Origin of the sequence: Actinacidiphila cocklensis (assembly GCF_907177275.1) — a bacterium.
GTDB classification, from domain to species: domain Bacteria; phylum Actinomycetota; class Actinomycetes; order Streptomycetales; family Streptomycetaceae; genus Actinacidiphila; species Actinacidiphila cocklensis.
In genome coordinates, this window is the sequence record NZ_CAJSLV010000045.1 from 40,495 (window position 1) to 65,869 (window position 25,375).

Sequence of the window (25,375 nt, forward strand, 5' to 3'; positions counted from 1 at the left end):
GACCGGCGGGATGTGCCCGCCGGTCAGGAGGTACGCCCCGGTGCCCGCACGTTCCGCCCACCTGCTCGCCGGCCTGCTGGCCGGCGCAGCCGTCACCCACTTCGCGCGCCCCGAGCCCTACGACGCCCTGGTGCCGTCCGCGCTCCCCGGCAGCGCCCGCGCCTGGACGCAGGCCAGCGGGGCGGTGGAGGCCGCGCTCGCCGCGGCCGTCGCCCTGCCCGCCACCCGCCGCGCCGGCGCCCTGCTCACCGCGGGCTTCTTCGTCGCCGTCTTCCCGGCCAACGTCAAGATGGCCTACGACTGGCGCCACCGCCGCACCCCCTACAAGGCCGCCGCCTACGCCCGGCTCCCCGTCCAGGTGCCGCTGGTGCTCTGGGCGCTGAAGGTCAGCCGCTCCGCGGTGGCGAACTCACCAGGATGACGTCGAGCGTGCGGGGGCCGTGGACGCCTTCGACGCGGTCGAGCTCGATGTCGCTGGTCGCGGAAGGTCCGGAGATCCACGTCATCGGGCGCCGGGGGTCGAGCCGGGGAAGTGCCCGGGGCAGCGAGCTGACGACCTGCTCGGGCGCGTGCACGACGCAGATGTGGTGGTCGGGAACGAGGCTGAGGACGCGCCTGCCCTGGTCCGGTCCCGCGTCGAGCACGACGGTGCCGGTTTCCGCGACGGCCAGCGCGCAACCGGTGATGACGCTGTCGACGGCGTCGAGCCGCTGGGCGGTCAGGGTGCCGTCGTCGTCGATCACTTCCGTGCCCGCGATCGCGCCGAGCCACGGCCGGGGCAGCCCCGGCGGTGTGACGGCGGCACGGGCGCCGCGCTCGGCCAGCAGCCGGGCGATCGTCGCCGCGAGGTCCTCCGGCGTGCACCGGTGGACCCCCGCGCGGTAGTCGGCCAGGTTCTCCGCCAGCAGGTCCAGGACCACCGCGGGGTCGTCGGGGACGTGCGTGTCGCGGTAGGTGCGGAGGGCGGGGTCGAGCCGCGGCACCTCACCTGCCGGGGCGTCGCCGATGGCGGCACGGATGCGGCCGAGCACCTGCTCGCGTGAGCTGCCTGCGGCGGAGGCCTTGTCGGCGGCGGTCATCGGGTCGTGTCCTCTCGTGCGGGCCGCCCGTGCGGAGCTTCGCCGGCGGGGCGGTCCTTCCACCAGGTGCGGAAGGACCGGCCTGGAAATCTGGGGAGGTCGCGGGCGTTGCTCCAGGCCTTCGCCGGGGTGGGGGCGGGGAGTTCGGTGGGGTGGAGGTGCCGGGTGCGGGTGGCGGTCTGCCGGGCGAGGGCGTAGGCGCTGGGGTGGTCGAGGACCCAGGTTGCGGCTTTCATCACCGCGCGTTCGAGGGCGTGGCCTCGGCGCTGCTCGGTGATGCGTTCGCGGAGGTGGACGAGGATGTCGGGGATGTCGATGGCGACGGGGCAGACGTCGTAGCAGGCGCCGCAGAGGGTGGAGGCGTAGGGGAGCGAGGCGTCGAGTTCGGTGGTGGTGCCGCGGAGCTGGGGGGTGAGGATGGCGCCGATGGGGCCGGGGTAGGGGGAGCCGTAGGCGTGGCCGCCGGCGCGTTCGTAGACGGGGCAGACGTTGAGGCAGGCGGAGCAGCGGATGCAGCGCAGGGCCTGGCGTCCGAGGCTGTCGGCCAGGGTGTCGGTGCGGCCGTTGTCGAGCAGGACGAGGTGGAAGTCTGTGGGGCCGTCGCCGTCGGTGGTGCCGGTCCAGGTGGTGGTGTAGGGGTTCATGCGCTCCGCTGTGGAGGAGCGGGGCAGGGTCTGCAGGAAGACCTCCAGGTCCTGCCAGGTGGGGATGAGTTTCTCGATGCCGACGACCGAGATCAGGGTCTCGGGCAGCGTCAGGCACATGCGTCCGTTGCCTTCGGACTCCAGGACGACGAGGGTGCCGGTTTCGGCGATCATGAAGTTGGCGCCGGAGATGGCGACCTTGGCCCGGAGGAATTTCTCGCGGAGGTGGAGCCGGGCGGCTTCGGCGAGGTCGGCGGGGGTGTCGGTGAGGTTGTCGGGGGCGGGGCGGCCCCAGGCGGCCATCTGCCGGCTGAAGATGTCGCGGATCTGGTGGCGGTTCTTGTGGATGGCCGGGACGAGGATGTGCGAGGGCCGGTCGTCGCCCAACTGCACGATGAGTTCGGCGAGGTCGGTCTCGTACGCGTGGATGCCCTCGGCGGCCAGCGCCTCGTTGAGGCCGATCTCCTGGGTGGCCATGGACTTGACCTTGACGACCTCGGTCTCGCCGGTGGCCTTCACCAGGCCGGCGACGATGCGGTTGGCGTCGTCGGCGTCGACGGCCCAGTGGACCGTGCCGCCCGCCGCGGTGACCGCGGCCTCCAGCTGGAGAAGGTAGTGGTCGAGGTGGGCCAGGGTGTGGTCCTTGATCGCCGCACCCGCTGCCCGCAGTTCGGGCCAGTCGGTGAGTTCGCTGATCGCGGTGGCGCGTTTGGCGCGGATGGTGTGGGTGGCGTGCCGCAGGTTCGCCCGCAACTGCTCGTCACGGGTCGACTCGGCCGCGGCCACCGGAAACGACGGCAACCCCAGATATGTACTGCTCATCGGATCTTTCCTGTCGTTTCCGCTGCCATATAGGGGCGTTCCTCGGTCGAGGCGAGAATCTCCGCCAGGTGCAGGGCCTTCAGCGGGGCGTCCTGGCGGCGCAGCATGCCGTCGAGGTGCATCAGGCAGGAGTTGTCGGCCCCGCACAGCACGCCGGCTCCGGTGCTCAGCGCGTTGTCGATCTTGTCTTGGCCCATGGCGGCGGACACGTCGGGATTCTTGACGGCGAAGGTGCCGCCGAAGCCGCAGCACTCCTCGGCGCCCGGCAGTTCCCGCAACTCCAGTCCGCGGACGGCCTGGAGCAGCCGGCGTGGGCGTTCGCCCAGGCCGAGCATCCGCAGCCCGTGGCAGGAGGGGTGGTAGGTGACGGTGTGCGGGAAGTACGCGCCGACATCGGTCACACCCAGCACGTCGACCAGGAACTCCGTCAGCTCGTACGTCTTCGGCACCGCTGCCGCCGCGGCGCCGGCGAGTCCTTCGTCGCGGCCCTCGTCGGCGGCGCGTGCGGCGATCCGGGGGTAGTTGTCGCGGACCATGGCGACGCAGGACCCGGAGGGGGTGACCACGTGGTCGTACCCGTCGAAGACCTCGGCGTAGCGGCGCACCAGCGGCTCTGCCTGCCGCCGGTAACCGGTGTTGTACTGGGCCTGCCCGCAACACGTCTGCCCGGCGGGGAAGTCCACCTCCACGCCCAGCCGCTCCAGCAGCCGCACCACCGCCCGCCCCGTCTGCGGGTAGAGCATGTCGTTCACACACGTCAGGAAAAGGGCTACGCGCATGGGGCCTCCGTGCCGCCCCGGCGACGGCCGGGCTGATCTCGATCACGCATGCGCTCATACTGCCGCAGTCCCCTTCCTCAGGGAAGAAGACCTCCGATGTTTGTTGATCGCGGCGCGGCAAAGGCCGCGTTCAGCGCACGCGCTCCAGCGGCCGCTCGCTCACCGGTGTGGCGGAGTGCGCCGGATCGGCGGGGGCGCCGGACAGCAGTGCCCGGATGTCGCGTACGGCGGTGCGGCCCGCGCGGTTGGCGCCGATGGTGCTCGCGGACGGCCCGTAGCCGACCAGGTGGATGCGCGGGTCCTTGAGCACCCGGGTGCCGTCCACCGCGATGCCGCCGCCGGGCTCGCGCAGCCGCAGCGGGGCGAGGTGGTCCAGGGCGGCCCGGAACCCGGTCGCCCACAAGATGACGTCGGCGTCCAGGGTGCGCCCGTCGTTCCAGGCCACGCCGTGCGGGGTGATCCGGTCGAACATGTCCTGCCGCCGCAGTATGCCGCGCGCCTCGGCCCGCTGCACGGCCTCGGTAGCGGCCAGTCCGGTCACGCTCACCACGCTCTGCGGCGGGAGCCCCTGCCTTACCCGCCGCTCGACCGTCGCGACCGCCTCGCGTCCCCACTCCTCGTTGAAGGGTCCGCTGCGGAACACCGGCGGGCGCCGGGTCACCCAGGTGGTCCGTGCCACCTCCGCCAGCTCCATCAGCAACTGCACCGCCGAGGTGCCGCCGCCCACCACGATCACGTGCCGGCCGGAGAATTCGGCGGCGCCGCGGTAGCCGGCGGTGTGCAACTGGCGGCCGAGGAAGGTCTCCTGGCCCGGGTAGTACGGCAGAAAGGGCCGGTCCCAGGTGCCGGTCGCGTTGATCAGCGCCCGCGCCGACCAGACGCCCGCGCCGGTCTCGACGCGCAGCCGCCCGCCGTCCCCCTCGCGCACCGCCGCCACGTCCACCGGGCGGTGCACCCGCAGGTCGAACTCGCGCTCGTAGCGGGCGAAGTAGTCGGCCACCACCTCGGCCGACGGCCGGTCGGGATCGGCGTCGCCCAACGGCATGCCGGGCAGTTCGTGCACCCGGTGCGCCTTGCCGTAGGTCAGCGACGGCCAGCGGTACTGCCAGGCGCCACCCGGGCCGGGGGAGTGGTCGAGCAGGGCGAAGCCGCTGTCGGGGGCCAGGCCCGCGCGGCGCAGGAAATACCCGGCCGACAGGCCCGCCTGACCCGCGCCGACGACGGCCACCTCGACCTCACGCACCGCATCGTTCATGCCTGTGCCAACCGCGGAGCAGGGGGAATGCTTCCCCGCCCGCCGTCAGCCCGCGCTCACTGCCAGCCCGCGCCCGGCGTCAGCTGGTGCCCGCGGTCGGTGCCGGCTCCGCGGGCATCCGCGGCTCGCAGGCCCAGCGGCGCAGTCGCGCGACCCGCTCCGCCGCCTCCTCCAGCCGCCACTGCGGCAGGTCGCCGTCGGCCACCGCGCGCGCCGCCGCCGCATGGATCGCGTCCCGCACGCCGGCGCCGCTGGACGGGCCGAGCCGTACGAGGTCCACGCCGGCGATCCAGGCCAGCACCGCGGCTCCCGGTACGCCCCAGCCGTCGACGATCGAGGGTGCGTCGAGCGTGTCACTCAGCACGACGCCGCCGTATCCCAGTTCGCCGCGCAACACGCCGGTGACCGCACGGGCGCTGAGCATCGCCGGCAACTGCTCGTCGTCCGGCACCGGGGTGTGCCCGGCGGTGATCGCCCGTACGCCCGCGGCGGCGCCCTCGGCGAACGGCCGCAGGCTGCCTCCTGCGGTGAAGGGGCCGAGTGCGGCGGCCACGCCGTGCATCTGGAGGTCGGTGACGAAGACGCGGGTCTCGTCGGCGCGGAGTCCTGGGCGGACGGCCAGATGGAGGTTCGCGCCCGCCGCGACGAGGCCGGCCGCCGCGGCGTTGCCGCCGCCGTCCGCGTGGTGCCGTGCCGGGGCGCCGGGGTGCCCGGTGAGCGCGTCGGGCAGCGTGGCCCGCAGCGCGTCGGCCGTCGCCCGTGCCTCGACGGCTGCGCCTGGCGTGCCGTTCTCCAGGCCGCGCAGAACCCACTCGGGGAGGCGGCCGTGGCGGCCGCGTACGGTGGGCAGCAGGCAGGAGTCGACCAGTGCGGTGAGCCGGCGCATGACGTTCACCCCCTCCGGGATGCGGCCAGAGCGGACGCGTCGCTGAATGGTACAGACCAATCGCCTCCGGCGGCAATGACCGCACTTCCCGTCCCGGGTCGGTCCTGGAGACTGCCACTTGCGGTGGCGCTGCGTGCTTCCCGCCGTCGTGGCTCGGCTCGCGGTTCCGCCCCCAGAGCTTCGCCTGGAGGTACCCCCAGCGCCCCCGGGCGACGGCCCCTTGCGGCGGGCGGGCACCCTTCGGTGGGTCATGGCTGCGCGGGGCCGACCGCAGATCAGGTGCGGCACCGCGCCCCTGAAAGACGCTCACCCTCTCCGCAGAGGGCAACCCCCGCCACGCGGCTGGGGGGAGCAGGGGCCTGGGTGCCCGGGGGGAGAATGGGGGTATGGCTGATCGCTATCGTTCGCGCGTCATCGACGTCTCCACCGGCTCGGCGGAGAACGTGTACGACCTCACCGCGGAGTGCGCGGACTTCCTCAGGGAGGCGGCCGCCGGCGGCGACGGCCTGCTCAACGTCTTCGTGCCGCACGCCACCGCGGGCGTGGCCGTCATCGAGACGGGCGCGGGCAGCGACGACGACCTGCTGGCCGCCCTGCGGGAGTTGCTGCCCGCCGACGAACGGTGGCGGCACCGGCACGGCAGCCCGGGGCACGGCCGCGACCACGTCCTGCCGGCGCTCGTGCCGCCGCACGCCACGCTGCCCGTCGTCCACGGCAGGCTGGAGCTGGGCACCTGGCAGTCCGTGGTGCTGGTGGACACCAACCGCGACAACCCCCGCCGCCAGGTGCGGCTCAGCTTCCTCGGCTGACAGCCGGCCCGTCAGCTCCGCTCCGCCGACAGGAAGTCCGCCAGGTCGTAGCCGACCGGCTCCTCCAGTTGCGCGTACGTGCACTGCCCGGGTTCCCGGTCCGGCCGCCACCGGCGGAACTGCGCGGTGTGGCGGAAGCGGTCGCCCTGCATGTGGTCGTAGGCGACCTCCAGGACCCGCTCGGGGCGCAGCGGCAGCCAGGACAGATCCTTCTTGCCGGTCCACCGGCTGGGGCCGCCCGGGAGCCGTCCCGAGGCCTGTGCCTCCTCGCTGGCCCACTCCTGCCAGGGGTGGCCGGCCACCGAGTCCATCCGCAGCGGGGCCAGCTCCTCCATCAGCTCGGCGCGGCGCCGCATCGGGAAGGAGGCGCAGACGCCGACGTGCTGGAGGCGCCCCTCGCCGTCGTAGAGGCCGAGCAGCAGGGAGCCGACCACCGGCCCGCTCTTGTGCACGCGCAGGCCCGCGACGACGCAGTCGGCGGTGCGCTCGTGCTTGACCTTCACCAGCACGCGCTCGCCCGGCCGGTAGCCCAGGTCCGGCGGTTTGGCGACGACCCCGTCGAGCCCGGCGCCCTCGAAGCGGTCGAACCAGTCCGCCGCGAGCGCCGCGTCGTCCGTGGCGGGGGCGATGTACACCGGCGCCGACGCGTCCCGCAGCGCCTCGGTCAGCGCCGCCCTGCGGTCCCGCTGCGGCGCCGCCATCAGCGACCTGTCGCCGAGCGCGAGCAGGTCGAAGGCGACGAAGCTCGCCGGCGTCACCGCCGCCAGATGGCGTACCCGCGAGTCGGCCGGGTGGATGCGTTCCAGCAGAGCGTCGAAGTCCAGCCGCCCGTCCCGCGCGATGACGATCTCGCCGTCGACCACGCAGCGCGGCGGCAGGCGGGTGCGCAGCGCCTCCACCACCTCGGGGAAGTAGCGGGTGAGCGGCTTGGTGGAGCGGCTGCCCAGCTCGATCTCGTCGCCGTCGCGGAAGACGATCGCGCGAAAGCCGTCCCACTTGGCCTCGTACTGCATGCCGGCCGGGATGGCCTTCGCGGCCTTGGCCAGCATCGGCTGCACTGGGGGCATCACCGGCAAGTCCATGCTCCGATTGTGCGCGCCCGCCGCGCACAGGGCGCGCGGGCGGAGCGTCCGGCCTAGCGTGGGGTCATGGCAGAGACGCTGGAGCTGACCGTCGGCGAACGCACCGTGAAGGTGTCGCATCCTGACAAGGTCTACTTCCCGCGGCGCGGCCTGACCAAGGCCGACCTGGTGCGCTACTACCTGAGCGTCGGCGACGGAATCCTGCGGGCGCTCAGGGACCGGCCCACCACGCTGGAGCGCTACATCAGCGGGGTGGAGGGCGACTCGTTCTTCCAGAAGCGCGCGCCGAAGAACCTGCCCGACTGGATCCCGACCGGCCGCATCTCCTTCCCCAGCGGCCGCTACGCCGACGAGATCTGCCCGACGGAGACCGCGGCCGTGCTGTGGGCGGCCAACCTCGGCACCTTCACCTTCCACCCCTGGCCGGTCCGCCGCGGCGACACCGAGCACCCCGACGAGCTGCGGATCGACCTCGACCCGCAGCCCGGTACCGACTTCTCCGACGCGGTGCGCGCCGCGCAGGAGTTGCGCGACGTCCTGGACGGGCTCGGCCTGACCGGCTGGCCGAAGACCTCGGGCGGCCGGGGCCTGCACGTCTTCGTGCCGATCGCGCCCGAGTGGACCTTCACCCAGGTGCGGCGCTCGGCCATCGCGGTGGCGCGCGAGCTGGAGCGGCGCGCGCCGGAGCGGATCACCACGGCCTGGTGGAAGGAGGAGCGCGGCGAGAAGATCTTCGTGGACTACAACCAGACCGCCCGCGACCGTACGATCGCCAGCGCCTATTCCGTACGCCCCTTCCCGCACGCGCCAGTCTCGGCCCCGCTGCGCTGGGAGGAGCTGACCGAGGTGGCGCCCGCGGACTTCGACCTGGTCACCATGCCCGAGCGGTACGCCGAAGTGGGCGACCTGCACGCCGATATGGACGAGCACGCCTTCCGGCTCGACGCGGCGCTCGACCTGGCCGACCGGGACGAGAGCGAGCACGGCCTCGGCGACCTGCCGTACCCGCCGGAGCACCCGAAGATGAAGGGTGAGCCGAAGCGGGTCCAGCCGAGCCGGGCCAGGAAGACCGGAGAGGACTGAGCCGGGCAGGGCTCAGTCGAAGGTCTCGACGTACTCCTGCGGCGGTCCGAGCTCTGGGCGGTCGCGCAACTCGATCCGGTCGCCGAAGCGTTCGAGCTCCAGCACCGTCACCGTGTTGCGGCCCGCGGCCAGCAGCGGCGCGGGCACGTAGAGGGTGGTCTGCGGGCCGACCTCCCAGTGGCGGCCGAGCAGTGTCCCGTTGACCCAGACGAAGCCCTTGCCGAAGCCCGGCAGGGCCAGGAAGGTGTCGGCCGGGGTGCCGACGTCGAGGCGGGCGGTCGCGAAGCCGCAGCCACCCGCGGGCGGCGCCACTCCGGGGGCGCGTTCGACCTCGGCCTGCGGCCATTCGTCCAGCGGCAGCCCGTGCACCGACCAGCCGTGCACCAGGCGCGGCCCGATCCGCACCCCGCCCAGGATGCCCTTGCCCTGGCCGAGCAGCGGGCCGTAGTTGATCCTGCCCTGGTTCTCCACCAGCAGGTCGAGCGCGATCCTCCGCCCGGTGCCGGTCAGCGGCAGGGCGCCGGACTCCCGGTCGAGCACGCCGAGCGGTACACCGTCGGCGAAGACCTGGGCGCGGTCGTGCAGCCCGTGCACGGTCAGCTCGTGCGTGCCGGCGGGCACCAGCGGGTGGGCGCGGTAGAGCACCAGCCCCGACGCCTGGCCCAGTTCCTCGAAGCTCGGCGGGTGCGGCCAGTCCGTGGCCGGTGCCAGCGCGGTCAGCCCTTCGAGGAGGCCCGCGCCCGGCACCGGCAGCAGCGTACGAGGCGTCAGCATCGGCGGGTCGGGCGGCAGCGGCCGGGGATCGGCGCCGGTCGCGGCGAGCAGCAGCTCGCGGAAGCGGTGGAACTTCGGGCGCAGGGCGCCGTTCTCGGCGACCGGGGCGTCGGAGTCGTAGCTGGTCACGGTCGGCTGGAGCCGTACGCCGTCGTGGTTGGCGCCGGAGCCGAGGCCGACGTTGGTGCCGCCGTGCGCCATGTAGACGCTCACCGAGCCGCCGGCGTCCAGGATGCCGGCGAGGGCGGCTGCCGCGCTGTCCACCGACCGTACGTGGTGCGGCTCGCCCCAGTGGTCGAACCAGCCGTTCCAGAACTCGGCGCACAGGAACGGCTCCCCGGCCCGCCGCGCCCGCAGCAGCGCGGCGGCCGCCGCCGGCTCTGAGCCGAAGGTGGCCGTGGCAAGGGTGCCCGGCAGGCTGCCGCCGTCCTGCATCAGCTCGGTCGGCCCGTCGGCGGTGTAGAGCAGCTCGCCGACGCCCCGGCCGGTCAGCGCGTCGCGCAACCACTCCAGGTAGCCGCGGTCGTCGCCGTAGCTGCCGTACTCGTTCTCGACCTGCACCGCGACCACCGGCCCGCCGTACGCCGCCTGCGCGGCGGTGATCCGCGGCATCAGGATGTCGAGCCAGCGGGCCACCTCGTCGAGGTAGGGGCGGTACGACGAGCGCGGCCGCATCCCGGGCATCCCGGTCAGCCAGGCGGGCAGCCCGCCGTTGTCCCACTCCGCGCAGATGTAGGGACCCGGCCGGACGATCACGTCGAGGCCCGCGTCCTGGGCGAGGTCGAAGAAGCGCCCGAGGTCGCGGCCGCCGTCGAAGCGGACCTGCCCGCGGTGCGGCTCGTGGACATTCCACGCGACGTAGGTGTCCACGGTGTTCAGGCCCATCGCCGCGAGCCGCCCCAGGCGGTCCGCCCACTGCGCCGGATGGACCCGGAAGTAGTGCAGCGACCCGGCCAGGACACGGTGCGGGCGGCCGCCGCGCAGCAGTTCGCCCTGCGGGTACGACAGCAGGGCCGGCGCCGAAGGCTGCGCAATGTGCCGCGGATCCGTCCCCGGCTCGGACGGCGCCACGCCCATGGCCACGCCGCGGAAGGACACCGAGACCTGCTCGCCGGCTGACGGCTCCACTCCCACGACCTCCCGCTCGCCCCACCCCACGCCTCCGCGCGGCCTGGTGGAACTCTGGCAGAGAGATGTTATCGATGCCAAGAGCCTTCTGTCGCAATATGGCCTGGTGATGAGATCTCATCTGCTCGGTGTATGCGATCGGTATCACCTGCCGAGCGCCGTGTGCGACCCGCCCGGCCACGGCAGCAGAGTGGCGGGAATCGTCATAAGCCTGTCCTTGCCGCCATCACGCGCCGCGCCGACGATGAACGCATGACCAGCCGACGAATCGTCTTCGCCGTCTTCCCTGGCTTCCAGCTGCTCGACCTCGCAGGCCCCAACGAGGTCTTCGTGCAGGCCGCACGCGTGACGGCGCGGGCGGGGAAGGGGACCGACGTCGTCATCGACACGGTGGCCGCGACGCCCGGTCCCGTGGTCAGCAGCGGTGGCCTCGCGGTCTCCCCGACCCTGACGACCGGTGAGGTCACAGGACCGGTGGACACCCTCGTCGCCGTCGGCGGCGGGGGCGTCCACCAGGCGTGCCAGGACGCCGCGTTCGTGGACTGGTTCGCCCGCACGTCCCGCCGGGCGCGCCGCACCGCCTCGGTGTGCAGCGGCACCTTCCTGCTCGGCGCGGCCGGACTGCTCGACGGGCGGCGGGTGGTCACCCACTGGTCGAAGTGCGAGCGGCTGGCCGCCCTCTATCCCGGAGTCGCCGTCGACCGCGACCCGATCTTCGTCCGCGACGGCGACCTGTGGACGTCGGCGGGTGTCACCGCCGGAATAGACCTCGCCCTCGCCATGGTCGAGGCGGACGACGGCCCCGAGGTGTCCAGGGCCGTCGCCAGGCAACTGGTGATGTTCGTCCAGCGCCCCGGCGGCCAGGCGCAGTTCAGCGCACAGCTGGCAGCCCAGCGGCCCGAGCGGCAGTCGCTGCGCGACGTCCTCGACTGGATCGCCGACCACCTGGCCGGCGACCTCAGCGTGCCGGCGCTCGCGGCCAGGGCCGGTATGAGCGAGCGCCACTTCACCCGGGTCTTCCGCGCCGAGACCGGCCGCACCCCGGGCGCGTACGTCGAGAGCGCCCGGGTGGAGGCCGCCCGCCGGCTGCTGGAGTCCACCGCCACCACCGTGGAGGCGGTGGCCCGCGCCTGCGGCTACGGCACCCGCGAGACCCTGCAGCGCAGCTTCAAGCGAGCCGTGCAGGTCACGCCGGGGGAGTACCGCAGGCGTTTCGCGCCGCACTCCGCCCTGCTCTCCGCCCCGCCCGCCGCCGCGCGCTGAGCCGGCGCGTCACGTATCCCGGCCGGGTGCCCGGCCAGAAAGGCCCACCGCCATGCGCATCGTCTTCCCGGTCTTCGAAGGGCTCACCGCCCTCGACGCCGTCGGCCCCTACGAGGTCCTGCGGATGCTGCCGGACGCCGACGTCGTCTTCGCCGCCGCCGAGCCCGGGCCGGTCACCGACGGGGCCGGCATGCTCACCCTGACCGCCACCGCGGCCCTCGCGGACGTCACCGAGGCCGACGTCCTGGTCGTACCCGGCGGCCCGGGCGCCCGTGCGAACGTCGGCAACGAGGAGCTGCTCGAATGGATCAGGCGGATCGCCGCCACTGCCGGCTGGACCACGTCGGTCTGCACCGGCTCGCTGCTGCTGGGCGCGGCGGGGCTGCTCGACGGCCTCAGGGCCACCACCCACTGGAGCGCCACCGACCTGCTGGAGGCGTACGGCGCGCGGTACACCGAGCAGCGGGTGGTCGAGCAGGGCCGGGTCATCACCGCCGCGGGCGTGTCGTCCGGGATCGACATGGCGCTGCGGCTGGCCGAGCTGATCGCCGGTCCGGTCGCGGCCCAGGCCTTCCAGCTGGCCATCGAGTACGACCCGCAGCCGCCCTTCGACGCCGGGTCGTACAGCAAGGCGCCGCAGGCCGCGAAGGACTACCTGGCGTCGCGCTGAGCGCCGTCGCCGTCCCCGCCGCGGCCCACGTCGTCCCCGTCCCCGTCGTCCCCGCCTTCGCCGCCGTCCCCGCCTCCGCCGTCCAGCGGGCCGGTGCCCGCCGCGGCCGCCGGTTCGGTTTCGGGACCGGGGCTCAGCGACTCGACCAGCGGCAGGACCCGATGCGGTACGCGCTCGCTCAGCGCTATCTCGGTACGCATGCGCACCACGCCGGGCAGCCGGCCGAGCCGCTGGATGACCCCCTCCAGATGCGCGTTGTCCCGGGCGACGACCCGGGTCAGCAAGTCGCCGCCGCTGCCGGTGATGGAGAAGGCCTCGACGATCTCCGGCACCGCCGCGAGCGCGTCCCCCACGTCGTCCAGATGGCCGTGCGCGACCTCGATCCGCACGAAGGCCAGCACCGGGTGCCCCAGGGCGACCGGCGACACCCTGGGACCTGCCATGACGATGACCCCGTCGCGCTCCAGCCGCTCCAGCCGCGCCTGGAGGGTGCCGCGGGCGACGCCCAGGATGCGGGCGTACTCGCGGACGCTGGTACGCGGCCGGTCGAGCAGCAGCCGCAGTATGCGGGCGTCCAGGGCGTCCAAGGGCATGGGAGCGCGGCCTCCTCGCCGTCGTCGGGATGTCATGATCACCGTACTGATGGCCCGGGCCTGACCGACTACTTTGAGCCATCACCGCAGCAAGTACCCGCCCGCGGTACCCAACGGCCCCGGACGACCGCCGCATCGACGGGCCACTGGCGGACCCGGGGGCGAGTGCCCGAGCGTCAGGTACTACTCTCAGCCGCCGTACAGACATCAGGCGGAAGAGGTACGGCAGTGGCCGGGCACGTTTACATCGGGTCGTTCACTTCGGCGGGTGGGCGCGGGCTCACCACGGCCACCGTCGACCCGGACACGGGAGCGCTGGTCGCGCTCGGGGACACCGCCGACGTGCCCAACCCGTCCTTCCTCACCGCGTCCCCCGACGGCAGGACGCTCTACACCGTCAGCGAGACCGAACCCGAGGGCGCCGCGGCCGCGTTCTCGCTCGCCGACCCGGCGGCCCCCAAGCTGCTGGGCGCCCCCGTCGCCGTGCACGGCGGTTCCCCCACCCATCTCACCGTCCACCGCGGGCACCTGCTGACCGCCAACTACGCCGAGCCCGGCAGCGTCAGCGTGCTGGCGATCGCTGCCGACGGCAGCCTGGGCGCCCTGCGCTCGCTGCTGGAGCACGAGGGCGACGGACCGAACCAGGAGCGCCAGCGGGGACCGCACGCGCACGCCGTGCTGACCGACCCCAGCGGCCGCTGGGCGGTCAGCGTGGACCTGGGCACGGACTCGGTCCGGGTCTGCGAACTCGACCCGGCCACCGGCGAGCTGGAGATCGAGCGGGAACTGGGCCTGCGCTCCGGCATCGGCCCGCGCCACCTGGCCTTCCACCCGGCGGGCGGCCACGCCTACGTGATGAACGAGCTGGACTCCGTCGTCACCGTCTGCACCTGGGACCCCGAGCGCGGCAGCCTGCGCCCGGTGGCCGAGACCCGGGTGCTGCCCCAGGGCGTGGAAGGCGAGAACTACCCCTCGGAGCTGGTGGTCTCGCACGACGGCCGGTTCGCGTGGGCGGCCAACCGCGGCCACAACAGCATCGCGGTGCTCGGCCTCGGCGCCGGCGGCGAGAGCCTGGAGCTGCTGGAGACCGTCCCCTGCGGCGGCGACTGGCCGCGGGACCTGACCCTCGACCCCTCGGGCACCCGGCTCTACGCGGCCAACGAGCGCTCCGGCGACGTCACCTGGTTCGACGTCGACCCGGCCACCGGCGTCCCCAAGCAGGCCGGCTCGCTGGACGTGCCCGCCGCGTCCTGCGTGCTCTTCGTCTGACGGGCACACCTGAAGGCACCCCTCCCGGGCGGCGGTCCCGGGGTCCCGGGCGACACGGCGGCGGGCGGCCCCTCCAGGAGGGACCGCCCGCCGCTTTGCCGCCCTGCGCCGTCAGTGGATGGGCGCCCCGTGCTGCTGCAGCGAAAGGCCCAGCGCGGCCGCGTACTGCGTGACCACCAGCTTGCCGACCGCCGGGTAGGGGCCCAGGGCGTCGGCGCCCGAGCAGCCCGCCTCGGCCGCGGCGGTGTGCAGCAGCTGGGGGGCGATCTCCGGGCCGATCAGGCAGGGCGCGAGGGCCAGCGTGCCGGACCCGGAGGACCGCAGCTGCTCGGCGGCCTGCGCGATGGCGCCGTCCTCGTCGAGCGCCGCCGCCAGCACCGGCACCGCGAGCCTGGCGGCCAGCAGCAGCCCGGTCACGCCCGCGGCCTGCGCGGCCTCCTCGCCGCCGACGGTGGCCAGGATGATGCCGTCGGCCGCCGTCGCCACCGTGAACAGCCGCGCCCGGTCGGCGCGGGCCAGGCCCGCCTCGGACAGCCTGACGTGCAGTGCCTCGGCGAGCAGCGGGTGCGGGCCGAGCACCTCGGTCAGCTCGACCTGCGCCTTGCTGTCGGCCACGGCCTGCCGGACGCGGCGCAGCACCGACGCCTCGGGGCCGGCCAGCAGCGGCACCACGACCGCCGCGGTGTCCTCGCCCGCACGCTCGCCCGCGACCTTGTCCAGCACGCTGCGCAGGGACGGGAACTCGCTGTCCTGGTCGCCGTCGCCGTCCACGAAGCCGATCCGCGGGTCGAGTCCGGACAGCTCCGAGCGGGCGATGCTGACGACCTCCTCGGCCAGGCTGAGCGCCGCGCTTGAGGGGGTGCCGGGGACGGCCAGGACCAGCACCGGGGCGCCCTCGGGCGCGGCCAGCGCCTCCGGTCGGCGGTGGCGTCCGGTCTGGCGCGGGCGCGGCATGCGAACGGGGAGGCCGGAGGCGGGGTCGCCTGTGGTAGTGCTCATGGCGACGCATGCTAACGCCTTGCGGCGCGGTCCTGCTCAGCCGGGTACGAGACAGGTCAGACCTGTCCAGAAGTGTCCGTTTCCCCGATGACGTTCGGTCACCCGTTCACTATCGTATGCGTCTGAGCAGCGGCTATCGCCGAACGGCGTGCAGCATCGCACCGTCGACCGGCAGCGCCAGCGCGCCGCGGTGCAGTGCCCGCGCGATCAGCAGGGCGCCGTCCAGCGGGTCGCCGGCGGCGGGCACCAGGACCGCGTCGGGCAGCAGCCACTCGGCCTGGTCCCGCAGCGGGCCGAGCAGCGGCTCGCCCATCTTGAACAGCCCGCCGGCCAGGCCAACCTCGATCTCGCCCGGCTGCTGCGGCCGGGCCGCGGCGGCCGACTCCAGGATGTGCTGGGCCGCCTGCCGCAGGATCTCCGAGGCCACCGGGTCCTGTGCGGCGCACCTGGCCACGTCGGGCGCGAATGACGCCAGTACGGCGGGCCGGTCGGTGCGCGGGTAGAGCACCGAGGGCATCGCGCCCGCCGGGCCGAACCGCTCCTGCGCGCAGGCCAGCAGCGCCGCGGAGCCGCCCGCCCTGCCGTCGTACGCGCGCATGGCGGCGTCGAGGCCGGCCCGGCCGATCCAGGCGCCGCCGCCCGCGTCGCCCAGCAGATGGCCCCAGCCGTCGGCTCGCCGCCAGACCTCCCCCGAGGTGCCCAGCGCGATCAGGCCCGTGCCCGCCGCGACCACGACACCGGGGCGCAGCCCCAGCGCGCCCGCGTAGGCGGTGACGGCGTCACCGGCCAGGGCGAGCGCCCGTACGCCGAAGGCGTCCTCCAGCGCCGCGGGCAGTCTCGCGCGCAGGTCGTCGCCGAGGGTCGCCATGCCTGCCGCGCCGACGCAGGCCGCGGCCAGCGAGCCGGCCGACACCTCGCGCAGCAGCCCCGCCGCCCGCGGCAGCACCCGGTCGAGCAGGCTCGCCGCGTCGATGCCGTGCGCGCCGGTCGCCACCGGCCGGTCGTCGGCGACCGGGCCGGGGCCGCCGGAACCGTCGGCCCGGGTGACGGCCACCCGCACCCCGGAGCCGCCGGAGTCGACGCCGAGCACCCACTGCGTTGTGCCGGGCACGGCTCAGCCGAGCCCGCGGGAGTCCTGCTTGAGGGCGGTGTCCACCGTCAGGGCGGAGGCGACGACCATGCTCAGCAGCGGATCGGCGAGCTGCCGGTGGATCTGCAGCACGTAGTTGTCCGCGGTGGTGAACATCGTCTTGGCCAGGCCCTCCCAGGTCTTGGTGATCCGGGCGATCTCGGTGTCGGTGTGGTCGACGATGGCGAAGTTCCAGGCCCGCCAGTTCTCCGCCTTGATCGCGCCGATCTGCTGGCCGTTGTACATGAAGCCGAACTTGATCTTGCCGAAGGCGTTCTGCTGGACGATCTCGCCGAGCGGCTCACCGTTCGCCCGGTGCACGAGCACCTTGGACTTGATGAACTTCGCCGGCCGGGTCAGCACCAGGTGCGGCTGCCCCTGGGCGTCCCTGACCTCCAGCTTGTGGGTGAGGAACTGGTCGACGCTGGAGACGAAGCGCAGCACCTTCTTCGCGGTGCTCTGCCCGACCTCGACGACCGAACCCAGGGTGCGGCCCTGCTGGTCGAAGACGCTGTACTCGTTGACCAGCTCGATCAGCTTGGCCTTCTGGTTGACCACCAGGACCGGCTCGGTGAACAGCGTCCCGCCGCCGTACGCCGTCGGCGACACGCCCGCCTGCTGCTGCACCTGCTGCTGCACCTTGGCCGGGTCGGGGGTGCGGCTGACGTTCAGCTCCCAGGCGCTGCCCCCGCCCTGCTGCTGCTGCGGCACCTGACCGGGGTTGGTGTGCTCGGTCCACTGGGAGCCGTCCCAGTACCGGAGCAGGTTCGGAGTGCCTTGCGGGTCCGCGTACCAGCCCGCCGGGGTATTCGAATGCGTTGTCACCCGGGCAGAGTACCGTCAAGCGCCGGTCAGCGGAGGTCTCCGTTTCACGGGCTGGGCGCCGGTCCGCGGCCGTCCCCGCGCGGTCGTGGGCGGACGCGCCGGGCCGGTAGGGTGATCGGCCGTGGCAGCACGAGAGTTGAGCGAACTTGTCGAGCCGGGATGGGCCGAGGCGCTGCGCCCGGTGGCCGGGCGGGTGGCGGCGATGGGGGACTTCCTGCGCGCCGAGATCGCGGCGGGCCGCACCTACCTGCCGGCCGGTGCGAACGTCCTGCGGGCGTTCCAGCAGCCCTTCGACGAGGTGCGGGTGCTGATCGTCGGCCAGGACCCGTACCCGACCCCGGGCATGGCCGTCGGCCTCAGCTTCTCCGTGGCGCCCGAGGTGCGCCAGCTGCCGGGCAGCCTGGAGAACATCTTCCGCGAGCTTTCCACGGACCTGGGCCTGGCCAGGCCCTCCAACGGCGACCTGACCCCGTGGACCCGGCAGGGAGTTCTGCTGCTGAACCGGGCGCTGACCACCGCCCCGCGCAAGCCCGCCGCCCATCGCGGCAAGGGCTGGGAAGAGGTCACCGAGCAGGCGATCCGCGCACTGGCCGCGCGCGGCAAGCCGCTGGTGTCCGTGCTGTGGGGGCGCGACGCCCGCAACCTGCGGCCCTCCCTCGACGGCTACCCGGCGATCGAGTCGGCGCACCCCTCACCCATGTCGGCCGACCGCGGCTTCTTCGGCTCCCGCCCCTTCAGCCGCGCCAACGACCTGCTGATCCGCCAGGGCGCCCAGCCGGTGGACTGGCGCCTGCCGTAGCGCGCCGTTCCCGGCGTCAGGAGCCGAGCTTGCGCAGCGCCACGCCGTAGAGGCGGTCGGCGGAGAAGTAGCCGGCGCGGCGCGAGTCGTGCGAGCGCGCCGGGTTGTCGCCCAGCACCACCAGCCGCCCCGCCGGTACGCGCGTACCCGGTTCGGAACGCAGCGCGGGCACGGCGTCCCGCGGGATCGGGTCGCCGGGCACCGCGGTGACGCGCTTGATGATCCAGGGGGCGTGCACCGTCCTGTCCTGGTCCGCCATTCCGGGCGGAAGCGCCGCATGCGGCGGTGCCTGGTGCCCGCTGAGCACGACCACCTGTCCCGCGCGCAGCGCGTCGGCAGGCGTCCGCCGCACGAGCACCCGCTCGCCGGGCCGGTACGTCGGCAGCATGCTCTCGCCGTGCACGGTCACCACCAGGTAGCGCCCGCGCAGCCACAGGGCCGCCAGCACGGCGGCGGCGACGAGAACAGCGAGTACCGCCAGGACGTCGGTCACTGCAGGGCTCCCGTCGGCTCCATGTCGTCGTCGCGGTAGCCGGCCGCCTGGCGGGCGAAGAGCCGGGCGTACACGCCGCCGTCGGCCAGCAGCGCGGTGTGCCCGCCCTCCTCCGCGACGACACCGTCGGTCAGCACCACGATCCGGTCGACGTCCCGGATCGCGCCGAGCCGGTGCGAGATCATCACGCTGGTACGCCCCGACCGCAGCTTCCTCAACTGGCGGTGCACCTCGTACTCGGCCTCCGGATCCAGGCCGGAGCTGGGCTCGTCGAGGATCATCAGGTCGCGGTCGCGACGCAGGAAGCCGCGGGCGAGCGCGAGCCGCTGCCACTGCCCGCCGGACAGCAGCACCCCGTCCGCGTCCTCGTCCTGCTCGGAGGCGAATCCGCGGCTCAGCAGGGTGCGGTAGCCGTGCGGCAGGGTCGTGAGGGTGTCGTGGATGTCGGCCTCCCGCGCCGCCCGCACGACGCGCTCTTCGTCACCGGCGAGCGCGAGGTCGCCCACCGCGATGTTCTCCGCCGCGGTCAGCTCGTAGGACACGAAGTCCTGGAAGACCGCGCTGATACGGTGGCGCAGCGCCTGCGGCGGTACGTCGCGGATGTCCACGCCGTCCCACAGGATCGCCCCGCGGGTCGGGTCGTAGAAGCGGCACAGCAGCTTCGCCAGGGTGCTCTTGCCCGCCCCGTTGCGCCCGACCAGGGCGACCGTCTGGCCGTGCGGGACGAACAGGTCGACCCCGCGCAGGATCCACGGGTGGTCGTCGCTGTAGCGGAACCAGACGTCGCGCAGCTCGATGCCCCGGCGCAGGGGCGGCAGGTCCCGGTCGGTGCCGGGCAGCGGTAGGTCGGGGCCTGCGGCCACGATCGAGACCTCGTGCTGGAAGTTCAGCAGGTGCTCATAGGCCATCACGCCGGCCGCCACGACGACGTTCAGCGCCCCCTGCACCCCGGCGATCGCCGCCACGAACATCGACACGTCGCCGATGCCGAGCCGTCCGTCGCCGGCCGCGAGGATCGCCCAGACGAGTCCGGCTCCTGCGACACCGGCGGAGGCGGCCGCCAGGCCCGACTGGATGAGCAGCTCCTGCCGGTCCACCCGGCGGCGGGCCGCGTTGGCGGTGCGCAGCTCGGCGAGCATCCGAAGGCGCAGGAAGTCGCCGAGCGCGAACAGCCGGATCTCCTTCGCGGCACTCGCGGTCGACATCAACTGCGCGTAGAAGGCCTCGCGGCGCTCGGCCGGACCGATCCGCCAGAGCATCGCGGTGCGCCGCCGCGACAGCCGCATCTCGATGAGCAGCGCCGGCAGTGCCGCCAGCAGGACCAGGACGGTGAAGGTGGGACTGATCAGCGCGAGCGAGCCGACGAAGCCGACGACGGTCACCAGGCCGCTGGCCGCCGACATGGTGGTGTCCACCAGCCGGCCGGGGTGGCTCGCGCTCTGCTGGGCCAGGCGGAGGCGGTCGAGGAAGGCCGGGTTCTCGAAGGCGGCGAGCCCCGTGGAGCGGGAGACCGCCGCGAACAGCTCGTCCTTCGCGGACGTCGCCGTCCGCCTGTCCACCTCGGCCCGCAGGTACTGCCCGGCGTGCGAGGCCACCGCGACGGCCGTGGTGACCGCGGTGATCGCCAGCGCCAGGCCGAGCAGCGAGCCCGTCCTGTGCTGCGCGACATGGTCGAGCACGGCCCTGGTCAGCCACGCCACCGTGATCGGCGCCGCGGAACCCACCAACGCCACTGCCAGATAACCCAGAAGGTGCGCCGGCGCGGACCGCCACACCCGCGACATGGTGCGTACCGCGCTGCGCAGCAGTTCCCGCCGCGTCGGCGTGATCCGCAGCCCGTCGTCGGTCACGCCGGCGACCCCACGGGCAGCCGGGAGATCTTGCCCTCCACCGCGAGCAGCCGGCCTTCCCCGGAGACTTGGTAGAAGGTCGGGAACACCTTGAGGCCGAAGGCATTGCCCATCGTGAGGTCATCCTCCACGATCACCTGCGCGACCGGCGACAGCGCCGTGACCAGCTCCTCGGGGTCGCCGGAACTGGAGTCGAGCACCGCCACCACCTGACGCCGGTCCTGGCCCGCGGCCCAGGAGGCGATCTCGGGGAGCTGCGCGCGGCACCCTGCGCAGTTGGCGGACAGGAACGCCACCACCGCGCCCTCGGGAAGCAGCTCCCGCGTCACCTGGTCTCCGTCCAGCGTCGTGGCGGCGAAGTCACCGACCAACTCACCCTTGTCCAACGATGCGAGGCTCGTGGCAGGTCCGGCGCCCATCAGGTCGACGGCCTCGTACAGCGCGTCCATCAGCTTCGTGTGTTCGCGGAGCCGGCGGATCACCCCCAGGGTCAGCACCAAGGTCAGCAGGCAGAGGACACCGAGGAGGGACACGACGGCAATCAAGAGGGGCATGAAGTACTCCGTGTGAAAGGGAAGGATCAGCCGTGCCCGGCGGTCGGGCGGGCCGCCGGGCACCTGTCACCGCGAGGACCGGGCCTGGCTGCCGTACGAGCCCTCGCCAGCGAGCGCGGTCACCTAGCTGCAGGCAATCTGGCGCGAGCAAGCACCGCAGCTGGTGTGGCCGTTCGGGTAGTAGCAGCAGAGTGCACCGGCGGGCCTCGGGCCGCAGCCGGCAGCGGCTCCGCACGTGATGTCGCAGTCGGCGGCCCGCGCCACGGTGTGCGGCGCAACCATCTCGAGCAGCCGGTCGGCAATCTTGTTCATGAGGCGCATGGAATCTTCCCTTCGGTCACGGGGCCGGGCGGGTTCCCGCCCCGTACGGTGCGGGTGCGCCGGATCGCGCCGTCGCCCCACCGCTCGGGGCAGCGTGGGCCAGGGCTGTGATCGGTTTCTCAATGAATTCTCAACGGCCCGCCGTTCGCCTCGCCCCGACCGCCTGGGGCGCCCGAAGCGCGGCGACGCGGACGCGGACGCGGTCGGCCTGGGCGTCGCCGAGGGCCTCGTGGAAGTCGGCGGCCCGCTGCCAGGCGGCGGCCGCGGCGGCCGGGTCACCGGCCCGCACATGGGTCTCGCCCAGCCGCACCAGGGTCTCCGCGGCCGGGTGCAGGTCGTCGCAGCCGTGGAAGAGCTCCGCCGCCCGCTCGAAGCCCGCAACCGCCCCCGCGGTGTCGCCCCGGGCGTCCAGGATGTAGGCGATGCTGTCCCACGCATGCCCTTCGCCGTCCGGGCACTTGAGGTCGGCCAGGATGCGCTGCGCCCGCCGGCACGCGTCGAGCGCCGCCTCGTACTCGCCCTCGTGCGCCCGCAGCCACCCCGCGTTGTTGAGCGCCCGCGCCGCCGCGACGCTGTCGCCCGCCTGCAGGAACAGCTCGCGCGCCCGGAGCGTCGGCCCCAGCGCCCGGCTCGGCCGCTCCCTGCTCAGCGGACCTGCCAGGCCCAGCAGGACGTACGCCTGCAGCGCCGGCTCCCCGAGGTCCTCGTACAGCTCGATCGCCCGCTCGAACTGCTCGACCGCCTCACGGTCGCGGCCGAGCCTGACCAGCGCGCGGGCGGTGTTGTTGCGGCAGTGGGCCTCGCCCAGGCTGTCACCGAGCCGCTGTGCGGCCGGCAGCGCCACCGCGTGCACCCGCAGCGTCTCCTCCCACAGCCCGCGCCGCTGCATGAACTCCGCGAAGGAGCAGGCCAGCTGCCACGCGTGCCGGTCGAGCCCGGCCCCCGTCGCCATCGCGAGCAGGGCGGGCACCGCCACCGACTCGTCCGCGTACCACCGCAGCGCCTCGGCATGGTCGGCGAACCGCTCCACCACCGCACCGGGTTCCGGCGCCGCGAGCGGCAGGCCGTCGCGGTGCGGGTAGCAGAGGGCGCCCGCCGCGCCCGCGGAGTGGAGGCAGTGGTCGAGCAGCCGCCTGACGGCCGCCTGGCGCTCCGCCAGGCTGTCGGCGCTCAGACCCTTCTCCACCGCGTACACCCGCAGCAGCGCGTGCAGGTGGAGCCGGCCCGGCGGGTGTGTCTCGACCAGGTTGGCGCCGCTCAGGTGCGCGGTCAGCTCCCGGGTGTGCTCCACCGGGAGGCCGGCCAGGCTCGCCGCGGCCGACAACGACAGATGCGGCCCCGGATGCTGCCCGAGCCGCCGGAAGAGCCGCGCGCCGGCGGCGGAGAGCTCCCGGTAGGAGCGCCAGAAGACCCTGCGCAGATCGATCGCGGGGTCGCTGTGCGCGAACGGCTCCAGGTCCGTGTCGGTCTGCTCCAGGTCCGCCGCCACCTCGGCCAGGGGCAGGTCGGTGCGCCGCGACAGCTGCGCCGCGACGATGGCCAGCGCCAGCGGGAGCCGGCCGCAGCGCCGGATGATCAGATCGGCGGCCGCCGGCTCCGCCGCCAGCCGTGCCTGGCCGAGCCAGGCCGCCAGCAGGTGGTGGGCGTCCGCGTCGGGCATGACGTCCAGTTGCAGCAGGTGAGCACCCGCCGTGACCGCCAGGCCCGACAGCTCGGACCTGCTGGTGACCAGCGTCAGGCAGCCGGACCCTGCTGCCACCAGCGGCCGCACCTGGGAGGCGCCGTGGGCGTTGTCCAGCACGACCAGCACCCGGCGGTCGGCCAGCAGGCTGCGGTAGAGCCCGATCTGCGCCTCGAAACCCGACGGCACCTGTGCCTCGGGGACTCCGAGGCCCGCGAGGAAGCGGGGCAGCACCACCGCCGCGTCGGCCGGGTCGACGGTGCTGAGGTCGGCGTAGAGCTGCCCGCCGGGGAAACGGTTCCGCTGCAGGTGCGCCCAGCGCAGCGCGACGGACGACTTGCCCACCCCGGGCGGCCCGGATATCGCGCAGACCGCGGCGGCCGCCGGGTGCTCGTCGGCCGTGATGGCGGCCAGCCGCGCCAGCTCCGCGCTCCGCCCGACGAAATGCCGCAGGCCGACCGGCAGTTGCAGTGGCACCGGCCGTACGGGCTCGGCCGCGCCGTCGGACCGCAGCAGCATCCGGTGAACCTGCTGCAGCGACGTCCCCGGCTCGACGCCCAGCTCGCCGGCCAGCGTCCGCCGGACACGGGCGAAATGCGCCAGTGCCTCGGCGGTCCGCCCGCAGGCGTGCAGCGCCTCGATCAGGGCGGCCGCCAGCAGTTCGTCCAGCGGGTGCTCCTCCGCCAGCGGCGAAAGCGCCGTCGCCGCCGCCACGGGGTCGCTGCCGGTGACCGTGCGCGCCCAGCGCAGCTGGGTCTCCTTGCGCTCGTCGCGCATCCGGTGCCGGGCGCGCTCCGCCCACTCGCCCGGCAGCCCGGTCAGCGGGTCGCCGCGCCACAGCGCCAGTGCCTCGCCCAGCGGCGGCGCCGGATCGGGCGCCGCCGCGGCCTCCTTGGCCAGGCCGCGGAAGCACAGCACGTCCACCGCCGACTCCTTCACGTCGAGCAGGTAGCCGCCGACCCTGCGGACGACCGCGCCGTCGTCGGCCAGCACGTCGTGCCGGATACGGGTGATGACGGTGTGCAAAGTGCGCCGGGCGCCGGGCGGGACCGCCTCGCCCCAGATCCGGGCGAGCAGCGACTCGACCGGCACCACCCGGCCGGCCTCCCACGCGAGCGCAGCGAGCGCGAGCGCGACCTGCGGCGGCCGCACGGGCCTTGACTGGCCGGAACGTTCCACCTCTACCGGCCCGAGCAACCGAATCAGCACGACGGCCCACCCCCTTGCCTGCGGACCATCGAGAGTAACCCAAGTAATTTGGTCACCGTAATATCATGGTTTGAACCATAGAGCCCGTGGTGAAGGGTCGCAGCGCTGCGACCAGCAGCGACAGCATCGTCCTGAAGCCTTGTCAGACCCGTCGGAGGGCGTCTAGGTTCTGTCCATGCAGTACGTTGACGTTGCCGGCAGGCTGCTGCTGATCACGGTCTTCGCCCTCGCTCTGGCGGGGAAGGTCTCCAGCCGCGACGCCTGGCAGGAATTCGTGCAGTCGGTCAGATCGATGGCGGTGATCGACCGCGGGAAGGCACCCGCGGCCGCGGTGGCGACCGCGGCGGCCGAGGCCGCTGTCGTCGTGCTCGCCGTGATCCCGCTCCGCCTCGCGGGGACGGCCGCCTTCCTGCTCGCGGCCGGACTGCTCGGCTGCCTCACGGTCGCCGTCGCCAAGGTCGTCCGCCGGGGTGCCGCCGTGCCCTGCCGCTGCTTCGGCGCCTCGCAGACCCCGTTGGGCGTGGCGCACGTGGTGCGCAACCTCATCCTGGTGGCGACGGCCCTGCTGGGCCTCGCCGGCTCCCTGGCGCACGGTCACCTCGACGTGGCCTTCTGCGCGGTCGTCGCCGTCTTCGGCGCCGGGCTCGGGCTGCTGATGGCCCGGTGGGACGACCTGGTCTCACTCCTGCGGGTCTGACACCGCCCCGGCCCGCGCGACGGCCACCGCCTGGCGATGGAATCCGGCCGTCGGGTCGTAGTCCTCGGCGCCGGGCGGCGGCTCACCCGACTCCCACGGCAGGGCGTAACGCTGGAAGAGCTCGGCACGCAGCCGGTGGACCGGCATCGGCGCCCCGGGCAGCAGCATGGCCACCGACGCGCCCATCAGCAGCGCCCTCAGCAGCCGGTACTCCTCCTCGGGGTCGGCCGCGCCCCAGCAGATCATCGTGTCCCGCAGCAGCTGCGCGAGCCGCTGCTGCTCGGGGCACTGGATGAAGCCCTCCTCCTGAAGGATCGAGGCCATGTGCGTGCGCATCAGCGTGGTGTGGCCGGTGCTCACACCGAGCATCGCGTCGATGGCCCTGGCCAGCAGCTCCTGGCCGTCGTCGGTACGCGGCTCGCGCTCCAGTGCGGCAGCCAGCTCACCGGCCATCAGCCGGTGCACGGCCGACTGCAGAAGCGCCCGCTTTCCCGAGAAGTAGTAGGACACCAGGCCCCTGGCCGAACCGGCACGCTGCGTGATGTCGGCCAGCGTGGTGGCCTCGTAGCCGCGCTCCTCGACCAGTTCGACAGTGGCTTGCAGCAGCCGTTCCCGGGAACGCCTGCGCATCGCTTCATTGACCGAAGCGCTCCGAGGGGACATGCTTTACTCCTGCGTTGAC

General features: G+C 73.8%; 24 protein-coding genes and 1 pseudogene. 8 read left to right on the forward strand and 17 right to left on the reverse strand.

The genetic code is table 11. The annotated features are described in order from the left end of the window. The first annotated feature begins 10 nt into the window (after nt 1-10). Nucleotides 11-421: a DoxX family protein gene (locus tag NFU81_RS08730; protein ID WP_422665168.1), complete on the forward strand. Its 411-nt coding sequence runs from the start codon at nt 11-13 to the stop codon at nt 419-421. Here the strand turns inward: NFU81_RS08730 and NFU81_RS08735 are convergent. The 5 genes from NFU81_RS08735 to NFU81_RS08755 form a co-directional block, all read right to left on the reverse strand. Beyond that, nucleotides 387-1,079, reverse strand: a complete 693-nt coding sequence (locus tag NFU81_RS08735; RefSeq protein WP_251486990.1) for a LutC/YkgG family protein — start codon at nt 1,077-1,079, stop codon at nt 387-389. The two genes, NFU81_RS08730 and NFU81_RS08735, sit on opposite strands and share 35 nt — an antisense overlap. Next, a complete protein-coding gene (locus NFU81_RS08740; protein WP_251486992.1) occupies nt 1,076-2,545 on the reverse strand; it encodes a lactate utilization protein B in 1,470 nt (489 codons plus the stop codon). The genes NFU81_RS08735 and NFU81_RS08740 overlap by 4 nt, the downstream gene beginning before the upstream one ends. Further along, nucleotides 2,542-3,324: a (Fe-S)-binding protein gene (locus tag NFU81_RS08745; RefSeq protein WP_251486994.1), complete on the reverse strand. Its 783-nt coding sequence runs from the start codon at nt 3,322-3,324 to the stop codon at nt 2,542-2,544. The genes NFU81_RS08740 and NFU81_RS08745 overlap by 4 nt, the downstream gene beginning before the upstream one ends. Before the next feature lie 130 nt (nt 3,325-3,454). Then, entirely contained in the window at nt 3,455-4,579 is a 1,125-nt protein-coding gene (locus NFU81_RS08750) for an NAD(P)-binding domain-containing protein (protein ID WP_251486998.1), read from the reverse strand. Between the two features lie 79 nt (nt 4,580-4,658). Continuing rightward, complete coding sequence (locus tag NFU81_RS08755; protein WP_251487333.1) at nt 4,659-5,465, reverse strand: glycoside hydrolase family 3 N-terminal domain-containing protein; 807 nt, start codon at nt 5,463-5,465, stop codon at nt 4,659-4,661. Nucleotides 5,466-5,851: 386 nt separating this feature from the next. On the opposite strand from NFU81_RS08755, the gene NFU81_RS08760 reads away from it, so the two are divergent. Beyond that, nucleotides 5,852-6,274 (forward strand): YjbQ family protein, encoded by a 423-nt coding sequence (locus NFU81_RS08760; protein ID WP_251487002.1) that lies wholly within the window; start codon nt 5,852-5,854, stop codon nt 6,272-6,274. 11 nt (nt 6,275-6,285) lie between these two features. On the opposite strand, the gene NFU81_RS08765 is transcribed toward NFU81_RS08760, so the two are convergent. Beyond that, the gene (locus NFU81_RS08765) at nt 6,286-7,356 is read right to left on the reverse strand and encodes an ATP-dependent DNA ligase (protein ID WP_251487005.1); all 1,071 of its coding nucleotides are present in this window, start codon (nt 7,354-7,356) and stop codon (nt 6,286-6,288) included. Between the two features lie 66 nt (nt 7,357-7,422). Here NFU81_RS08765 and ligD point away from each other — a divergent pair, with 66 nt between their 5' ends. Beyond that, nucleotides 7,423-8,439 carry a non-homologous end-joining DNA ligase gene (ligD, locus tag NFU81_RS08770; RefSeq protein WP_251487008.1) on the forward strand — a complete coding sequence of 339 codons (1,017 nt, stop codon included), beginning with the start codon at nt 7,423-7,425 and terminating at the stop codon, nt 8,437-8,439. A gap of 12 nt (nt 8,440-8,451) precedes the next feature. Here the strand turns inward: ligD and NFU81_RS08775 are convergent, their stop codons facing one another. Next, nucleotides 8,452-10,290, reverse strand: coding sequence for a glycoside hydrolase family 35 protein (locus tag NFU81_RS08775; RefSeq protein ID WP_251487336.1), 1,839 nt, complete (start codon nt 10,288-10,290; stop codon nt 8,452-8,454). Between the two features lie 303 nt (nt 10,291-10,593). Here NFU81_RS08775 and NFU81_RS08780 point away from each other — a divergent pair, with 303 nt between their 5' ends. After that, nucleotides 10,594-11,604 carry a GlxA family transcriptional regulator gene (locus tag NFU81_RS08780; RefSeq protein WP_251487011.1) on the forward strand — a complete coding sequence of 337 codons (1,011 nt, stop codon included), beginning with the start codon at nt 10,594-10,596 and terminating at the stop codon, nt 11,602-11,604. Nucleotides 11,605-11,656: 52 nt separating this feature from the next. Beyond that, complete coding sequence (locus NFU81_RS08785; protein WP_251487014.1) at nt 11,657-12,274, forward strand: DJ-1/PfpI family protein; 618 nt, start codon at nt 11,657-11,659, stop codon at nt 12,272-12,274. Between the two features lie 134 nt (nt 12,275-12,408). Here the strand turns inward: NFU81_RS08785 and NFU81_RS08790 are convergent. Next, a pseudogene (locus NFU81_RS08790) lies at nt 12,409-12,867 on the reverse strand (Lrp/AsnC family transcriptional regulator); the annotation flags it as partial. 228 nt (nt 12,868-13,095) lie between these two features. Here NFU81_RS08790 and NFU81_RS08795 point away from each other — a divergent pair. Next, nucleotides 13,096-14,136: a lactonase family protein gene (locus tag NFU81_RS08795; RefSeq protein WP_251487017.1), complete on the forward strand. Its 1,041-nt coding sequence runs from the start codon at nt 13,096-13,098 to the stop codon at nt 14,134-14,136. A 111-nt stretch (nt 14,137-14,247) separates the two neighbouring features. Here NFU81_RS08795 and NFU81_RS08800 read toward each other — a convergent pair whose 3' ends face one another. The 3 genes from NFU81_RS08800 to NFU81_RS08810 all read right to left on the reverse strand — a co-directional run bounded on the left by NFU81_RS08800 (nt 14,248) and on the right by NFU81_RS08810 (nt 17,089). Continuing rightward, a complete protein-coding gene (locus NFU81_RS08800; protein ID WP_251487020.1) occupies nt 14,248-15,135 on the reverse strand; it encodes a sirohydrochlorin chelatase in 888 nt (295 codons plus the stop codon). Nucleotides 15,136-15,268: 133 nt separating this feature from the next. Continuing rightward, nucleotides 15,269-16,246 (reverse strand): N-acetylglucosamine kinase, encoded by a 978-nt coding sequence (locus tag NFU81_RS08805; protein WP_251487022.1) that lies wholly within the window; start codon nt 16,244-16,246, stop codon nt 15,269-15,271. A gap of 3 nt (nt 16,247-16,249) precedes the next feature. Next, on the reverse strand, nt 16,250-17,089 hold the full coding sequence (locus tag NFU81_RS08810) for an LURP-one-related family protein (protein WP_251487024.1): 840 nt from the start codon (nt 17,087-17,089) through the stop codon (nt 16,250-16,252). 121 nt (nt 17,090-17,210) lie between these two features. Between NFU81_RS08810 and NFU81_RS08815 the strand changes: the two genes are divergently transcribed. Further along, nucleotides 17,211-17,888: a uracil-DNA glycosylase gene (locus NFU81_RS08815; RefSeq protein WP_251487026.1), complete on the forward strand. Its 678-nt coding sequence runs from the start codon at nt 17,211-17,213 to the stop codon at nt 17,886-17,888. Nucleotides 17,889-17,904: 16 nt separating this feature from the next. Here NFU81_RS08815 and NFU81_RS08820 read toward each other — a convergent pair whose 3' ends face one another. From NFU81_RS08820 to NFU81_RS08840, 5 genes are all read right to left on the reverse strand, one after another. Next, nucleotides 17,905-18,381 (reverse strand): S26 family signal peptidase, encoded by a 477-nt coding sequence (locus NFU81_RS08820; protein ID WP_251487028.1) that lies wholly within the window; start codon nt 18,379-18,381, stop codon nt 17,905-17,907. Next, nucleotides 18,378-20,231 (reverse strand): ABC transporter ATP-binding protein, encoded by a 1,854-nt coding sequence (locus NFU81_RS08825; protein WP_251487030.1) that lies wholly within the window; start codon nt 20,229-20,231, stop codon nt 18,378-18,380. The genes NFU81_RS08820 and NFU81_RS08825 overlap by 4 nt, the downstream gene beginning before the upstream one ends. After that, nucleotides 20,228-20,785 carry a thioredoxin domain-containing protein gene (locus NFU81_RS08830; protein ID WP_251487033.1) on the reverse strand — a complete coding sequence of 186 codons (558 nt, stop codon included), beginning with the start codon at nt 20,783-20,785 and terminating at the stop codon, nt 20,228-20,230. Before NFU81_RS08830 ends, NFU81_RS08825 begins: the two co-directional genes overlap by 4 nt. Nucleotides 20,786-20,908: 123 nt before the next feature. Then, nucleotides 20,909-21,097, reverse strand: coding sequence for a hypothetical protein (locus NFU81_RS08835; RefSeq protein ID WP_251487038.1), 189 nt, complete (start codon nt 21,095-21,097; stop codon nt 20,909-20,911). Nucleotides 21,098-21,236: 139 nt separating this feature from the next. Continuing rightward, on the reverse strand, nt 21,237-23,939 hold the full coding sequence (locus NFU81_RS08840) for an AfsR/SARP family transcriptional regulator (RefSeq protein WP_251487044.1): 2,703 nt from the start codon (nt 23,937-23,939) through the stop codon (nt 21,237-21,239). Nucleotides 23,940-24,171: 232 nt separating this feature from the next. On the opposite strand from NFU81_RS08840, the gene NFU81_RS08845 reads away from it, so the two are divergent. Then, nucleotides 24,172-24,693 carry a MauE/DoxX family redox-associated membrane protein gene (locus NFU81_RS08845; protein ID WP_251487046.1) on the forward strand — a complete coding sequence of 174 codons (522 nt, stop codon included), beginning with the start codon at nt 24,172-24,174 and terminating at the stop codon, nt 24,691-24,693. On the opposite strand, the gene NFU81_RS08850 is transcribed toward NFU81_RS08845, so the two are convergent. Next, nucleotides 24,676-25,356, reverse strand: coding sequence for a TetR/AcrR family transcriptional regulator (locus NFU81_RS08850; protein ID WP_251487049.1), 681 nt, complete (start codon nt 25,354-25,356; stop codon nt 24,676-24,678). The two genes, NFU81_RS08845 and NFU81_RS08850, sit on opposite strands and share 18 nt — an antisense overlap. Nucleotides 25,357-25,375: the final 19 nt, after the last annotated feature.